The sequence below is a fragment of the Paenibacillus sp. IHBB 3054 genome (assembly GCF_051594305.1).
In the GTDB taxonomy this organism is placed as follows: domain Bacteria; phylum Bacillota; class Bacilli; order Paenibacillales; family Paenibacillaceae; genus Paenibacillus_AQ.
This window is the reverse complement of sequence record NZ_JBOFBG010000012.1, coordinates 1-14,401: the sequence shown is the minus strand read 5'-3', so window position 1 is coordinate 14,401 and position 14,401 is coordinate 1. Positions and strand designations below refer to the sequence as shown.

Genomic DNA, 14,401 nt, shown 5'->3' with positions numbered 1-14,401 from the left:
ATAAAAAGCTAACATTCTATGAGAATTTTAAATTTTCAGAAAAGAAGAATGTTGTCACTTATTTTCGGCAAACAAATGGTTCATTCGATAATTATTCATATTTTTCTGAAAAATATGCGTTATAATTCAATTTTTTCACTATTCAACCGGAGGTTAATTCTATAGAATAGTTATCAATCATATCCCCGGAACGATAGCCTGATATATGACCAACATCAATGGAGTATATAGCTGTGTGCCCGCTTATAAGCGTTGGCATGGGATCGATGCATTCAAATAGAAAAGGAGAGAATGGATATGTCACGCTTTAAGAATTCAATCAGCCGCAAATTTACACTTTTGTTGTTTGTCGTCCTATTGCTCACATCTCTTGTGTTAAGTATCAGCTTCTACTTTATATCAATGAGTACCATCGACGGCTACGTAATGCCGCAAATTAACAAGCTTCTGACCGGGGCCGCTCAGGATGTCTACAAGAATTTGAACGCAACCCACGCCCAGCAGACCCTGAGTAAGAGTGCACAAGCCACCACGAATGTCGAATACTATTTCCAGGAAAAAAGAAAGCTGCATGATGTGGAGACCATTTTCCTCATCGAAATGAAAGATGGAAAGGCCACCGTACTGGCCGCAGATCACGGCTCAAAGCTGAAGGCTGAAGAAAACCTTAAGGTATTGCCCGCTATGGAACAAGCCGCTAAAGGAAAAACGGGGCTTAGTGAAATCTATAGTGACAGTCACGGTATACATAAGACCGCCTATGTCAGTGTTCCCGGCAGCAGGATGGTCATCGGAGTAAGTTCTGACGTTGGTTTTGTTGAAGACAAGATAAACAGCATCGTTTGGGCAAGTATAGGAATTACACTGCTGTCGCTGATCATTGGAACCGCCGCCGCGACCTTCATGAGCCGGAAAATCACGCGGCCGCTCTCTCAGCTTACCGCTTATAGCAATAAGCTCGCTGCCGGTGATTTCACGCAGAATCTGGTTATCAAGGGCAACGATGAGGTCGGCCAGTTGTCGGTGAGCTTCCAAAGTATGGGACAACGGCTTAAGGAAATGATCGGGCAGGTTCTCGATACATCAGGCAGTGTCGTCGCCGATGCCAATGATCTGAAAGCGCGTGTTGAAGTGCTGGGCGAAATGGCCGAGCGTTCGGCGCTATCCGTTACGGAGATCGGCAAAGGCAGTACAACTATTGCCAGCAGCGCACTGGAGAACTCCAGAGCCATGGAAGAAATCAATTTCGGCATTCAGCATATCGCATCCGCAGCCGGTGAAGTCACCGAGCAGATCAGTGAAGCTGCAGCGGAAGCCATGGGCGGCAATGAGGTTGCCCAGAGTGCCGTACAGCAAATGCGTCAGGTGGAGCATGCCTCTCAGAAGTCGCTGGAGCAGTTCCGCATCATGAATGAACGTTCCCTGATGATTGGCGGGGTTGTCCAGGGCATCACCGAAATAACCAAGCAGATTCAGATGCTGTCGCTGAATGCTTCCATTGAAGCGGCACGCGCAGGCGAGCATGGCCGCGGTTTTGCTGTTGTAGCCGGAGAAGTCCGCAAGTTGTCCGAGCAGTCCAAGGAATCCAATGAGCAGATCCGTGACTTCCTGCTTAGCCTGCAGGAGGATATGAACCGTTCGGTGGAAGAAATGAATCATGTGAACTCGGAAGTAGCCTCGGGCGTAGGCAAAGCGGTGGAAGCCGGCAATGCCTTTAATCAACTGCTTATTCTTATTCAAAGCATCAATCACAGCATTCAGTCCGTATCTGCCGCCACCCAGCAGATTTCGGCCGGCACCGAAGAAGTAAGCGCCTCGGTGGAGGAAACCGCACAAATCACCGGCAAATCGCAAGCCAGCGCAGAATTGCTTGCCGAGAACTCCTCACGGCAGCACGAGGAGCTGGATGGCCACTCCCTGACCGTGGAGCATCTGCATGAACAAGCGGTGAAGCTGCAGGAAGCTGTGAAGCAGTTCAAGATTTAAAGAGAACCCGCTTCTTTCGAACCATATCAAAAGGCAGTCCACAGCTTATCAAAGCTTGGACTGCCTTTTTGTTAGGTTGCGCTGCAATTTAAAAACGCTCTTCCCCTCCAGATCAGTGTCTCGGTGCCCACAGGATAACCGATACCCCAATCACACAAATACCTGCACCGATCCAGTCATACAGATCCGGTGTCTTCTTGTCCACCAGCCAGCCCCAAAGAACGGCAAGCACGATGAACACACCGCCATAGGCGGCATACACCCTGCCGAAAGAAGGGAACTTCTGCAAGGTGGGGATGATGCCGTACGCAATCAGAATTAGTGCACCAACAAGGCCGTACCAGAGCGGCCGCGACTCCCGCAGCCACAGCCAGATCAAATAACCGCCGCCGATTTCAGCCAGACCGGCAACAATAAACAGCAGAACCGCCAGCACCATTCTTAGCCCTCTTCTCCGGGAAGACCCATTATTCTGTAAACTGCCTCCATATCAAGGCTGGCTCTTACGGCATCTGCCAGACGGTCGAATTCCTGCTCGCGGAGCGCTGCCGACGAGAAGGTCCTGGCCAGCGGGGCAAGACCTTTGGCCTGCCGTATTCCGTCAAGCCAGGCTCTGCGCAGGCTATCATTATGAAACAAACCATGCAGATAAGTTCCCCATATCTTGCCGTCCGGCGTACCCCAACCTTCAGGCAACGTCTCCCCATCCGGTCCCGTCAGGTGGAACAGGCTTCTGACGCCTGCACCTTCATGTTTTGTCGTGGTACCCATATGAATCTCATATCCGGCAACAGTAATTTCCTCAGCCGCTCCGGGGTCAAAGCCGCATAATTGCAGCGGATGATTACCAGACAGCGTGCCGCTCACACGCACCGTCGTCTTATGCGGCAGAAATTCCGTGGACAGGGGCAGATAGCCCAGCCCGTCACTATCCCCCGGCTCCGCATTTTCAACAGCATGCGGATCGAGCAGCCTCCGCCCCAGCATCTGGTAACCTCCGCAAATCCCGGTAAGCTGCAGTGTTCCGTGCTCCAGCGCATCCGTTATTGCTTCAGGGAAGCCCTGCTCCCGCAAATAATTCAGGTCTGCCGCCGTATTCTTCGTGCCCGGCAGAATGATGGCATCCGGTGTGCCCAGCTCCTCTACAGAGGTCACATAACGCACAGCGGTATCCGGCTCGTCCTCCAGCGGATCGAAGTCGGTGAAGTTCGATATTCTCGGGTAGCGGATGACTGCAATATCCAGCTCCTTCGCGCTGCCGGGCTGCATACGGCCCGAAGTCCCTTCCAGTACTACGGAATCCTCCGCCTCTATCCGCAGCTGCGGCAGAAACGGCAGCACACCAAGCACCGGGATCCCGGTGCGCTGCTCCAGCCAATCCAGACCAGGCTGCAGCAAGGACAGATCGCCGCGGAATTTATTGATAATGAAGCCTTTGACACGCGCCCGCTCATGCGGCTCCAAGAGTTCGAGTGTACCCACCAGAAAGGCGAATACGCCGCCTCTGTCAATGTCTGCGATCAGCAGCACCGGCGCATCCGCCCAGCCTGCGAGATTCATATTGACGATATCCCGCGCCTTCAGGTTGATCTCGGCCGGACTTCCCGCCCCTTCCATCAGCACGATATCATAAGCTGCCCGCAGACGATCCAGCGCGTCCAGCACCGTCCCTTTGGCTTCCGGCAGAAACTTCTCGCGGTATTCCCGCGCGCTCAGCGCCGTGTGCGGTACGCCATGGACGACGATTTGCGCGCTCATCTCGCCCGAAGGCTTCAGCAGAATCGGATTCATGTCGCTGGTAGCCGTAATGCCGAAAGCTTCGGCCTGCATGCCCTGGGCACGCCCGATTTCTTTGCCGTCCACGGTGACATAGGAATTCAGCGCCATATTCTGCGACTTGAAGGGCGCCGTCCGGTAGCCGTCCTGTGTCATAATCCGCCCGATGGCTGCAGTGACGAGGCTCTTGCCGACATCCGAAGCCGTTCCCTGCATCATCAGCACGGCCGCCCGCTGTTTCTTCTCTTGTGTGTCCGCTTGGTTCTTCATGCTCTTCTCCCCGCTTTCTTCCTGCTGCCGGAGTACTGGCGAAGCAGTTGTTCTTGTTCTAGCATACGCCGGAAATGTAGCTCTCCGCAGAGCCTTCCGGCTACATCAGGTTGTGCAGCAGCACCACCAGCAGGAGCAGCAGCAGGGCCTCCAGCAGCTCGTTCAGCGCGCCGTACACATCGCCGGTGAGCCCGCCGAGCCGGCTGCTGATCCGCCGCGCCGCGAGGTGGCCGCAGAGCACTGCGGCCACCGGGGCAAGACAGGCCGCCGCCAGATGCTGCGGCCAGGTGCCGCTTGCCGCGCCGAGCGCAAGTGGCGCAGCGGCAGCGGCCAGTGAGAGCAGCGCGGCGGTGAGCAGCGCGCGCCGCTCCTGCCGGGGCTGCAGCTCCGCGAAGCTGGCTGCCAACCCCTCATTGCCGCGGGCAACAGGATAGCGGGCCATCGCCCGCACCATATACCAGCGGCTCCAGACCGGCGGCAATAACAGCAGCGGCAGCTCGTAATAGGTGCCGCCTTCAATAAATGCCGCCAGCAAGGCGGCCTTCAGCAGCAATAGCAGCACGCAGGCCAGGACGCCCATCGCCCCTACGCGGCTGTCCTTCATGATCTCCAGCATCCGCTCCCGCGAGCGGTAGCTGAGCAGTGCGTCGGCACTGTCCATCCAGCCGTCCAGGTGCAGCCCGCCGGTCAGCCCTACCCACAGGATGAGGGTGATTACAGCGGCAGGCCAAGCCGGCAGCAGCCAAGCCGCTGCAGCGGCGCACAGCGCAGCACTCCCCCCGATCGCCGCGCCGACGAGCGGATAATAGACCACGCTGCGCCGCAGCAAATCACGGGAAAAGTCGCCGCCGCCCTTTACCGGAAAACGCGACAGGAACTGAAAAGCAGCGGCAGCATCCTCCCGCGCACTCATAGCAGATACTCCCTGCTCTTCAGCTCAACCGGTATTCCGGCGGTGACGAGAAAGACCTGCTGGCACTGCCGGGCCAGCAGCGCATTCATCCGTCCGGCGAGATCACGGTACAGCCGTCCCAGTGCATATTCCGGCACGATGCCGTCGCCAACCTCGTTCGTAACCAAAACGAGCGTCCCCTGGAAAGACGCCACACTGTGCTCCAGCCTGGCGATTTCCTGCTCCACCCGCTCTTGTCTGTCAGCCTGCCCTTCCACGGCCAGCAGCACATTGGAGAGCCACAGGGTCAGGCAGTCTACAAGCACCGCCTTCCCCCCGGAGAGACGCTCCAGCAGAGCCGGCAAATCCAGCGGCTCCTCCAGCGTCTCCCACTGGCCGCCGCTTTCTTCGCGCTGCTGCCGATGCAGGGCAATCCGCGCCTTCATCTCTTCATCGAACGCTTGCCCGGTCGCCACATAGAAAGCCTGACCGGCCAGCGACAGTGTCAGGCGTTCGGCAAAGCTGCTTTTGCCGCTGCGCGCGCCGCCTGTTACAAGGATGCTCATCGGCTCTCCGCCCCGGATACCCCTGCGCTTTCGAAGGTGGCCATTTCGCGCATAATCCGGCACACCGCCTCAATCAGATGAAGGCAGAGGGCGCCCCCTGTTCCTTCGCCAAGACGCAGCCCAAGGTCGAGCAGCGCTTCCAGCCCCAGCCGCTCCAGCATCAGCTTATGCCCCTGCTCCCCTGAGACATGCGAGGCAATCATATAATGGATGGACTCCGGTGCAAGTGCTTTGGCCGCAAGCGCTGCGGCGCCGGAGATGAAGCCGTCAAGCACAACGGGAACCCGTGCAGCGGCTGCGCCCAGAATAAGACCGGCCAGACCGGCGATTTCAAGGCCCCCTACCTTAGCCAACACGTCGATAGCATCGTCCGGATCCGGTGCATTGATTTGAAGCGCCCGCTCCACCACTGCGATTTTATGGCGCAGCCGCTCATCGTCAATGCCAGTGCCCCGGCCTACAGCGGTTTCTGCGGGAATGCCTTCCAGTGCACACAGCACCGCAGCGCTGGCTGTCGTATTGCCGATGCCCATTTCGCCGGTGATAAGTATCTCCGTTCCACTCTTCACCGCTTCCTCCGCCACGTTCACCCCGGCCAAAATGGCTCTCAGCGCTTCCTCCCGGCTCATCGCCGGTCCCTGCGCCATATTGCAGGTTCCACGCCGCACCTTGCGGTCAATCAGCTCCGGATGGCTCAGGTCACCGCCTATCCCGATATCCACCAGCTTCACCTCTGCCCCGCCTTGGCGGGCCAGCACATTCACCGCTGCGCCGCCGCTGAGGAAATTATGGGCCATCTGCACCGTAACCTCCTGGGGAAATGCGCTGACTCCCTCACTGCAGACACCATGGTCTGCAGCCATAACCACTACGGTGCGTTTGCCGTAGCTTGGCTGTTCCACACCGGAGATTCCCGCCAGCCGGACGGCCAATGCCTCCAGCCGGCCAAGGCTTCCCGGCGGCTTAGTCAGACTGTTCAGCCGGTCCTCGGCGCGCAGTATCGCTTGTTCATCGGCGGGGACAATCCGCCCGATCACTTCTTCCAATGCTGAAATCATAGTTACTCCTCCTGTTTCTTCTATTACAACTCTATTTGAATAACCGTAGCTCCACGGCACAAAGCCCCCTTCTCCAAAGAAGGGGGCTTTGTGCTGCCACTGCTGCTGCCGCGAACTATTTGAGTGCATACCCCTATTTCTTCCTTAAGGATTATAGGTGATATAGCAGGATCATACAATTACATTTTTACCTTCATGCACTTGGAAAGCTGTCTATACCGCTGCTTCCGGGTGCAGAGCTTCAATGCTGTCTTGCGGAGAATTTCTTCACACGTATGATCATTTGCATTTACATTTGCATTTACACTTTCATTCACACTTGCATTTTCGTTTACATTCATATTCTTACTTTCATAAACCCTTCCATCCGCTCCAGCGCTTCGGTCAGCCTCTCTGTGGATGTCGCATAGGAGCAGCGGATATGCCCCTCGCCGCCGCTTCCGAACACATGTCCCGGAACTGCGGCGACTCCAGCCTCCCGTAGGAGGCGCAAAGCAAATTCCTCCGATTTCAGTCCGGTATGAGCGATCGACGGGAAGGCATAGAACGCACCTTGCGGCTGATGGCAGTGAAGTCCGATGGTTCTGAGCCCCTCGACAAACAGGGTTCTGCGCTGCCGGAAGCATGCCTTCATCCGGTCTTTGTCGGGCAGCCCGCTGCGCAGGGATTCGATCGCGGCAATCTGGCCCAGCACCGGCGCACACATCGCGGTATACTGATGTATCTTCAGCATCGCTGCCAGCAGCTCATGATTCCCGCAGACATAACCGACACGCCAGCCGGTCATGGCGAATGCCTTCGAGAAGCCGCTGATCACTATCGTCCGCTCCTGCATGCCGGGGAGCGAAGCGATACTAACATGAGTGCTGTCATAGGTAAGCTCCGCATAGATTTCATCCGACAGCACGAGCAGATTATGCTCTTTTACAACTTCTGCAATCGGCAGCCAGTCCTCATAGGACATGACTGCTCCCGTAGGATTATTCGGGAAATTCACTACCAGCAGCTTCGAGCGTGGGGTGATGGCCTTACGCAGCGCTTCCGCTGTAAGCTTGAAGCCCTGCTCTGCCGTAGCTTCCACCTCAACCAGCGCCCCTCCGTTTAAGTGGGCAATCGGCGAATAGGCAATATAGCTGGGAGAAGGGATGATGATCTCATCACCCGGAGCCGTGAAAGCGCGCAGTGCCAGATCAAGGGCTTCGCTGCTGCCCACCGTAACCATGATCTCGTCCGCCGGATGATACTGCAGTCCAAAGCTGCTCCCCAGATATTGGGCGATCTCTTCTCTAAGCTCCAGCAGTCCGGCATTCGGGGTGTACATCGTTTCCCCGCGGTTCAAAGCGCGGACGCAGGCAGCTCTTACATGCTCAGGTGTAGCGAAATCCGGTTCACCTACGCCCAGTGATATAATATCGTTGTTACCGGCAGTGAGATCAAAAAAAGCCCGGATGCCCGAAGGCGCAATCTCCCGCACACGGGGAGCTATCCAATCCTCTGCCATCTTGCGGTTCTCCTTAAGCATGACCTGCTACCTCTTGCCTTTCTTCTTCCATCTTCGTCACCATTACCTCTTGCGTTACTTGAACTGCCTGATTCGCTCGCCGTTCCTTCAGAGAACTTTCGATAATCTCATCCAGCAGGCTGCTGAAGGTGAATCCGGCCGCAAGTGCGCTTTTGGGCAGCAGGCTCGTTTCGGTCATGCCCGGAAGCGTATTGACCTCAAGTACGCAGGGAATCCCATTCTTCAGCAGCATATCCACCCGTGCATATACCGAGCATTTCAGCGCACGATAACAGGCCAGCGCCGCCGCTTGCACCCGCTCCAGGATCTCGGCAGGCAGCTGAATTACCCGTTCGTCTGCTCCGCCCTGCTCATATTTGGAGCTGTAATCGAACCAGTCCGCGCCCAGCGCATGGATGCCGATAACGGGCAGCAGGGTTCCGCCGAGGATCGGGCAGGTAATCTCCTGACCTTCGGTATACGATTCGACGAGTACCGACTGGTCTGCGGCAAAAGCTCTCTCCACCGCGCTCCGCAGCTCCTGCGAGCTATTCACTTTGGTCATCCCGATGCTGGAACCGCCTGAGTTCGGCTTCACCATCACCGGGTAACCGAGTCGTTCCACGGCTTCCGGCGCAACATCCTCCGTCCGGTCCCAGCACAGCCAGTCAGGCGTAGGAACACCTTTGCTGCGGAGAATTGTTTTGGACAGATGTTTATCCATGCACAGGCTGCTGGACAGCACGCCACTCCCGGAATATGGGATGCCAAGCGTCTCCAGCGTCCCCTGAACCGTTCCATCCTCACCATAGGTTCCATGAAGGGCCAGCAGCGCAAAATCCAGACCTTTTACCTGTCCGATCAGCTGTTCACGCTCTGTAATAACCACCGGGACAACCTCATATTTGCTCCGGTCCAGGTGCTTCAGCATTTCTCTGCCGGTATTCAGCGACACTTCATATTCAGAGGAAACCCCGCCCATTATTACGCCTACTTTTATCATCCCCATAACCCCTTTTCACCCCAGTAGTTGCCGTGCTGCCCTGCCGATAATCTCGATTCCCCTGCGGATATCCCCGTCAGCCACCCTGGAGAAGCCCAGGCGCAGCGTATTTTGTCCTGTTCCATTCGTGAAGAAGATATCCCCCGCTGTAAAAATAACCCCCCGCTCACGGCAGGCATCCAGCAGCTCTCTTGTACTAAAGCCTTCGGGAAATGTTACAAAAAGATGCAGGCCGCCGTCTCCGCTTAGCCCAAAATACGGCAAATACTCCTTGCAGCATTCCAGCGTCAGCTCGTATTTCCGTTTATATTCCGTTCGCGCACGTTTGAGGTATTTTTCCAGATGGCCACCGAGCAGATATTGATACAGAATGGATTGATCCAGCGTTGAAGTATGAATACTGCGGGCTCTTTTGACACTTTCCAGATAGTAGATCAGCTCCTGATCAGCCAGCACCCAGCCTACCCGCAGTCCGGGAAACAACACTTTGGAGAAGCTGCCAAGATAGACGACGCTGTTCCCGCCGCCCGCCGCCGCGATTAACGGAGCCACATGCGAACCCGAATAGCGCAGCTCTTCGTTGAAGCCGTCCTCGATGACCGGCACCCTGTACTCCGCCATCAGCTTCATCAGTCCTTGTCTTTTTTCGGGGGACATGACTATGCCAGTGGGATTGTGATAGGAAGGCACAAAATACGCGCAGTCATACTCCCGCTCCTCCAGCGCCCGTTTCAGTTCACCGAGGTGGATGCCGTCCCGCTCCATGGTTACTCCAGTGATATCAAATCCATTCAGCCGCATATTTTTGATCGCCGTATGATGGGTCGGATTCTCGCAGAGCACACGCCCATGCTTCTGGCCAAGTGCGGACAGCACCAAATCGAAGCCTTCCGTAAAACCATTCGTAATCAGCATATCCTTGCCGCGCATATCCACGCCCTTATGCTCCATATATTGCCGCAAATAGTCTATTAAAGGCTTATACCCCTTGGCATAGCCATAGTTCAGCAGAACGTTTCCCTCTACGGACATGCGGTCCAGAAAGGCCCGCTTTACATTATCCAGATCAAACAGGCTCTCATCGGGCGCAATACTGGTAAAAGAAATCGTGCCCTTCTCCGCGCGGATTCCGCGCTTCATTATATCCAGTTCCTCCGCCAGCAGCGCGCGGCTGTTCATCCGCTCTTTCCAGTCCACGGTCCAGGAGGGGGCCGCCGCACTCTCAGTAGAGGCAGCAAGCGAAACATAACTTCCTAGACCCTGCACCGTATACGCAAAGCCGTCATCCGTAAGCCCCGCATAGGCGGAGATAATTGAATTGCGGCTGACTTTCAGCAGTGTGCTGAGCTCGCGTGTCGACGGAAGCTTCTGGCCGCCTTGGAGGGCGCCTTTTAGAATGAGATGCTTCAAATAATCCTTCACCTGAATATATACCGGACGTCCGGCAATGAGCTTGAAATCCTTAAACATGCTTCAATCGCCCCCATAGCTATCATGGCACAATCGCAAGCGTAAAAAAAGAACCACAACCCCGGGATTTTCTTCCGGTGTGGTTCTATGACGGGATAACCCATACGTCCCGCAGTGATATAGCTTTTTAATTACATAATGTGGGTACTTTTCTGTGCATCCAGTTTCTGCGGACCCACAGCTTCCCAGCTGTATACACGGCACAGGGACTAATCAACGCATGCATCATGGGATTTCTTCTAGTGCTTAGAGATACGTTTGGCAGAACATTTTTTTGAATAAGGATTACCACTGCCACTTGCCTGCGCTCCGTACCAGTGTAAGTACTGCCGCCGTTCCAGGCGGCGGAGCGGCAGCGGTACGGAAAGTCACGTCCTCCAAAGCCCGTGCCAGCAGCTGGCGGATTACACCGCCGTGGGTCACCAGCAGCACACGCAAATGCAGCGGCTCTTCACTAGGGTGGTTGTCCGGAGCGGCAGTTTGGACGGTACTGTCTTCAGGGAGCGGGCTTAATTCAGCTTCATCCCCGCTTGCTTCGGCTGCCTGCCTTAGTTCCTTTAAAAACGAGTCCAGCCGCGCTTCGAACGCCTGCCAGGATTCCCCGTCAGGCGGCGTGACCTCAGCAGGATCATCGATCCAGCTTCGATAATTGAGATTATTCTGCAGCTGCTCATAAGTACAGCCCTCCCACGCGCCGAAGCTCATCTCACGCAAACGGGAATCATAAAGGGACGACGCCTCAAGACCTGGTGCGATGCAAGCCAATGTCTCCCGGCATCTGCGCAAATCGCTGCAATATACCCGCCAGAAATCTCCGCGCAGTTCAGGCTGCTCCCTGAGCGCAGTCAACTCCTCCCGTGCTCCGGGCAGCAGAGGAATATCCGTGCTCCCCAGATAACGGCGTTCCTTATTCCACTGTGTATGGCCATGGCGGAGAAGAACTAACTTGAGCTGGAGTACTTTGGGCAGCACTTGATCCAGTTTTGGAGCCAGCACCTGTGCTTTCTCATCCCTCGGCCTTGACTCTTTCCTTATCCCCTGCTCTAGCACTTGTTTTAGCTTTGACTCTTTTCCGTGCTTTTGCCTTTGCTGTTGTTCTTGCTTTTGCCTTTGTTCTTGCCCTTGCTCTTGTCCTTGCTTTTGCTCTTGACCTTGCTCTTGACCTTGCTCTTGCTCTTGACCTTGCTCTTGACCTTGCTCTTGCTCTTGACCTTGCTCTTGCCCTTGCCCTTGCCCTTGCCCTTGCCATTGCTCTTGCTCTTGCTCTTGCTCTTGCTCTTGCTCTTGCTCTTGCTCTTGCCCTTGCTCTTGCCCTTGTTCGCGCTCTTGCTCATGCTCAAGCTCCTGTCCTTCTCCTTGTCCATGTGTTAGATCTGTCATGCTCGCCGCTCAGCCTCCGATCCAAATCCATGCCAATGCTGCGCAGAAGCAGACGAATATTGCCGAAGAGAGCAGCATCAGTCGGGAGGTCACAATAATATCCTCCGGTTCCATAGCGCGCAGCGGGTCCCCCATGTAAGCCCGGAACGAAGTGATGCCGTGATAGACATTTTCGCCTCCCAGCCGAATGCCCAGTGCTCCGGCAACTGCCGACTCCGGGTAGCCGCTGTTCGGACTGGGATGAAGGCGGGCATCGCGAAGTACGGTGCGCCAGCAGCCCCGCCAATCCAGCCGCAGCAGCCAGGCGCATAAGGTTAACAACAGCGCAGTGATTCGCGCCGGTATGTAATTGGCCACATCATCGAGCCGGGCGGATGCCCAGCCGAGATCGCGGTATTTGTCGTTCTTGTAGCCGACCATGGAATCTAGAGTGTTCACTGCACGGTAAGCCATGGCCAGCGGTGCACCGCCCAGCAGGGCGAAGAACAGCGGGGAAATAATCGCATCGACGATATTCTCCGCTACGGTTTCCACAGTGCCGCGGACAATCTCCGGGCTGTCCAGCCCAGCCGTATCGCGGCCAACGATCATTCCCAGCGCCCTGCGCGCTGCGGGAAGATCACCCTTGCGCAGCTCGACGTATACGGCAAGCCCTGCCTCCTTCAATCCTTTGGCGGCAATCGTTGTGGAGATCAGCCAAGCCTCGGCTGCCCAGCCGAGCCAGGGAGATACCCAGGACAGCAGTCCGACGAGGAGTGCTGTCAGCCCCCAGGCTCCGCCCGCCACCAGCAGCGGCAGCAGCACCCCGGCCCGCTTCAGGCTCCGCGGCTGCGAGTCAAAGCGGCGGATCAGCCGCTCGATCGCAGAAATCGCCTTCCCCATATACACTACGGGATGGGGAAGACTCCTTGGATCGCCTACGATCAGGTCCAGCACATAGGCTGCCAGCAATATTAAGGCAAGACTCACGGGTGCTCACCCCGCCGGGTTATCAGGAATTGGCTGCTCATTGCCCGCCCTTCCTAGCCTGCTCCTGTAGAGCAGATGGCACAGCTTGGGTCAGTCGAGCGGATGACACAGTTTGAGCCAGTGGAGCAGGTGGCACAGCTTGAGCCATGGGGGCGCTTTGGATGGCTTGCGCCTTGGAATCGTGCTGCACAACTTGATCCGTTTGAGCCGATATTACTGGTTCAGCCAATTGTTCCACCTTGGCTGGCTGCACAGAATGCGCCGGCTGCACGGATTTCACCGACTGCAGGCTGCCGGTAACAGCGGCATACACCAGCCGGCCAATCGCACCGCCAAGATCAGTCGCTGTTCCTGCGTAGACATGCTCCGCGCCGTAGCGCCCGCTTTGGCTCACCGCAAGCACAATCGCATCCGTGGTTGTGCCGGTTGCAATCAGGCCGTTCTCGGGATCGGTGACGCCGAGATCGGCCAGGGCGGCAGCTTTGGCTTCGGCTGCCGTCATTACAGCATTGACCATCGCCGCCGGAGTCAGCCGTCCGTCAATGCCGAGCATAATATTGATCGTGCCGGGGCGGTAAGCCGCCAGCACGGGGCGCTCCACCCCGGCACGCGCAGCATTGCCCGAAGCGGCCGTCACACAGCAAAAGATGCCTGCCGAGCCGGTATCTTCTTCTATCACAGCTGCGTGCTCCAGCGGCACAGCAGTCATAAGGCCCGCACAGCCTTCTTGCGGGTAGCCCCATTCGCGCAATATAAACTCCATATCCCGCACAGGATCGCTGCATTCGTAATCACGACTGACAAATTGGTTGACGGCCCGCTGTAGACGCCCCATTCCCCCGCCGTACACCGCACTCGAAATCCCATCCGCCTCAGCCGGGAACTCCAGCAGCAGATGTCCTTCCTTCCATTCCAGCACAAGCCCCGGCCATACCCTGCTCAGGTACACAGTTTCCCCGCCGGTAAGATTAAAAGGGATTTTCACTTCATCCATCTTCTATCCGTCTCCCCTCACAGTTCTTTTCCAAACTCTATGCACAGCATCAGCCTTGCTTGCAGTTTCAACCTCGTTCACACTTCAGCTCCTTGTTCACAGCTTACTGCGGCTCCGTAACTCCTACTGTAATTGTACTCAAAAAGCGGGCAAGAAGAAGCGTGCCATCCAGCCGATCTCCCTAAACCTTGCCGCACAAGGAGTGAATAACATAAGACTTTCATCAACGTTGGATTCCTGCTAAGTATAGAAGGGCAGCCGGATCACTATGACTTTTTATAGAAATAACCTTAGCTCTCTAACAAACCTTTTCTCCTCTAACATGCCTCTTCTCTTCTAACCTACTTCTTCTCAACTAACATACTACTTCTCCTTTAACCTGCCTCTTCTTAGCTAACTTACTTCTTCCCCTCCAACCTGCCTCTTCTCAGCTAACCTACTTCTTCTCTTCTAACCTACTTCTTCTCAACTAACCTGCTTCTTCTCCTCTAACCTGCCTCTTCTCATCCTCAGCTATAGGGATAACTGCATTCTGT

At 55.9% G+C, this 14,401-nt stretch carries 13 protein-coding genes; 1 reads left to right on the top strand and 12 read right to left on the bottom strand.

All coding sequences use genetic code 11. The annotated features are described in order from the left end of the window. Positions 1 to 297 precede the first annotated feature (297 nt). The gene (locus ACQ76X_RS15190; protein WP_438494881.1) at positions 298 to 1,986 is read left to right on the top strand and encodes a methyl-accepting chemotaxis protein; all 1,689 of its coding nucleotides are present in this window, start codon (positions 298 to 300) and stop codon (positions 1,984 to 1,986) included. A 112-nt stretch (positions 1,987 to 2,098) separates the two neighbouring features. Here ACQ76X_RS15190 and ACQ76X_RS15185 read toward each other — a convergent pair whose 3' ends face one another. The 12 genes from ACQ76X_RS15185 to ACQ76X_RS15130 form a co-directional block, all read right to left on the bottom strand. Next, complete coding sequence (locus ACQ76X_RS15185) at positions 2,099 to 2,425, bottom strand: YnfA family protein (RefSeq protein ID WP_076112675.1); 327 nt, start codon at positions 2,423 to 2,425, stop codon at positions 2,099 to 2,101. 2 nt (positions 2,426 to 2,427) lie between these two features. Then, positions 2,428 to 4,032, bottom strand: coding sequence for a cobyric acid synthase (locus tag ACQ76X_RS15180; protein ID WP_438494880.1), 1,605 nt, complete (start codon positions 4,030 to 4,032; stop codon positions 2,428 to 2,430). Between the two features lie 100 nt (positions 4,033 to 4,132). Further along, complete coding sequence (gene cobS / locus ACQ76X_RS15175) at positions 4,133 to 4,945, bottom strand: adenosylcobinamide-GDP ribazoletransferase (protein ID WP_438494879.1); 813 nt, start codon at positions 4,943 to 4,945, stop codon at positions 4,133 to 4,135. Then, complete coding sequence (cobU, locus tag ACQ76X_RS15170) at positions 4,942 to 5,490, bottom strand: bifunctional adenosylcobinamide kinase/adenosylcobinamide-phosphate guanylyltransferase (RefSeq protein WP_438494878.1); 549 nt, start codon at positions 5,488 to 5,490, stop codon at positions 4,942 to 4,944. The genes cobS and cobU overlap by 4 nt, the downstream gene beginning before the upstream one ends. After that, entirely contained in the window at positions 5,487 to 6,548 is a 1,062-nt protein-coding gene (gene cobT, locus ACQ76X_RS15165) for a nicotinate-nucleotide--dimethylbenzimidazole phosphoribosyltransferase (protein ID WP_342438770.1), read from the bottom strand. The genes cobU and cobT overlap by 4 nt, the downstream gene beginning before the upstream one ends. 337 nt (positions 6,549 to 6,885) lie before the next feature. Next, on the bottom strand, positions 6,886 to 8,070 hold the full coding sequence (locus ACQ76X_RS15160) for an aminotransferase class I/II-fold pyridoxal phosphate-dependent enzyme (RefSeq protein WP_340894290.1): 1,185 nt from the start codon (positions 8,068 to 8,070) through the stop codon (positions 6,886 to 6,888). After that, positions 8,063 to 9,052, bottom strand: coding sequence for a D-alanine--D-alanine ligase (locus ACQ76X_RS15155; RefSeq protein ID WP_438494877.1), 990 nt, complete (start codon positions 9,050 to 9,052; stop codon positions 8,063 to 8,065). The genes ACQ76X_RS15160 and ACQ76X_RS15155 overlap by 8 nt, the downstream gene beginning before the upstream one ends. 15 nt (positions 9,053 to 9,067) lie before the next feature. Beyond that, positions 9,068 to 10,522, bottom strand: a complete 1,455-nt coding sequence (locus ACQ76X_RS15150) for a PLP-dependent aminotransferase family protein (protein ID WP_438494876.1) — start codon at positions 10,520 to 10,522, stop codon at positions 9,068 to 9,070. A 285-nt stretch (positions 10,523 to 10,807) separates the two neighbouring features. Continuing rightward, positions 10,808 to 11,518, bottom strand: coding sequence for a histidine phosphatase family protein (locus ACQ76X_RS15145; RefSeq protein WP_438494875.1), 711 nt, complete (start codon positions 11,516 to 11,518; stop codon positions 10,808 to 10,810). A gap of 59 nt (positions 11,519 to 11,577) precedes the next feature. Further along, a complete protein-coding gene (locus tag ACQ76X_RS15140; RefSeq protein ID WP_438494874.1) occupies positions 11,578 to 11,856 on the bottom strand; it encodes a hypothetical protein in 279 nt (92 codons plus the stop codon). Between the two features lie 55 nt (positions 11,857 to 11,911). Continuing rightward, positions 11,912 to 12,871, bottom strand: coding sequence for an adenosylcobinamide-phosphate synthase CbiB (gene cbiB, locus ACQ76X_RS15135; protein ID WP_438494873.1), 960 nt, complete (start codon positions 12,869 to 12,871; stop codon positions 11,912 to 11,914). Positions 12,872 to 12,908: 37 nt separating this feature from the next. Then, a complete protein-coding gene (locus tag ACQ76X_RS15130; protein WP_438494872.1) occupies positions 12,909 to 13,865 on the bottom strand; it encodes an adenosylcobinamide amidohydrolase in 957 nt (318 codons plus the stop codon). Positions 13,866 to 14,401: the final 536 nt, after the last annotated feature.

Coding starts and splice junctions, on each gene's coding strand:
- cobU (WP_438494878.1), bottom strand. CDS start 5,490: ATGAGCATCCTTGTAACAGGCGGCGCGCGCAGCGGCAAAAGCAGCTTT.
- ACQ76X_RS15150 (WP_438494876.1), bottom strand. CDS start 10,522: ATGTTTAAGGATTTCAAGCTCATTGCCGGACGTCCGGTATATATTCAG.
- ACQ76X_RS15180 (WP_438494880.1), bottom strand. CDS start 4,032: ATGAAGAACCAAGCGGACACACAAGAGAAGAAACAGCGGGCGGCCGTG.
- ACQ76X_RS15130 (WP_438494872.1), bottom strand. CDS start 13,865: ATGGATGAAGTGAAAATCCCTTTTAATCTTACCGGCGGGGAAACTGTG.
- cobS (WP_438494879.1), bottom strand. CDS start 4,945: ATGAGTGCGCGGGAGGATGCTGCCGCTGCTTTTCAGTTCCTGTCGCGT.
- ACQ76X_RS15190 (WP_438494881.1), top strand. CDS start 298: ATGTCACGCTTTAAGAATTCAATCAGCCGCAAATTTACACTTTTGTTG.
- ACQ76X_RS15140 (WP_438494874.1), bottom strand. CDS start 11,856: ATGAGCAAGAGCGCGAACAAGGGCAAGAGCAAGGGCAAGAGCAAGAGC.
- ACQ76X_RS15185 (WP_076112675.1), bottom strand. CDS start 2,425: ATGGTGCTGGCGGTTCTGCTGTTTATTGTTGCCGGTCTGGCTGAAATC.
- cobT (WP_342438770.1), bottom strand. CDS start 6,548: ATGATTTCAGCATTGGAAGAAGTGATCGGGCGGATTGTCCCCGCCGAT.
- ACQ76X_RS15160 (WP_340894290.1), bottom strand. CDS start 8,070: ATGCTTAAGGAGAACCGCAAGATGGCAGAGGATTGGATAGCTCCCCGT.
- ACQ76X_RS15155 (WP_438494877.1), bottom strand. CDS start 9,052: ATGATAAAAGTAGGCGTAATAATGGGCGGGGTTTCCTCTGAATATGAA.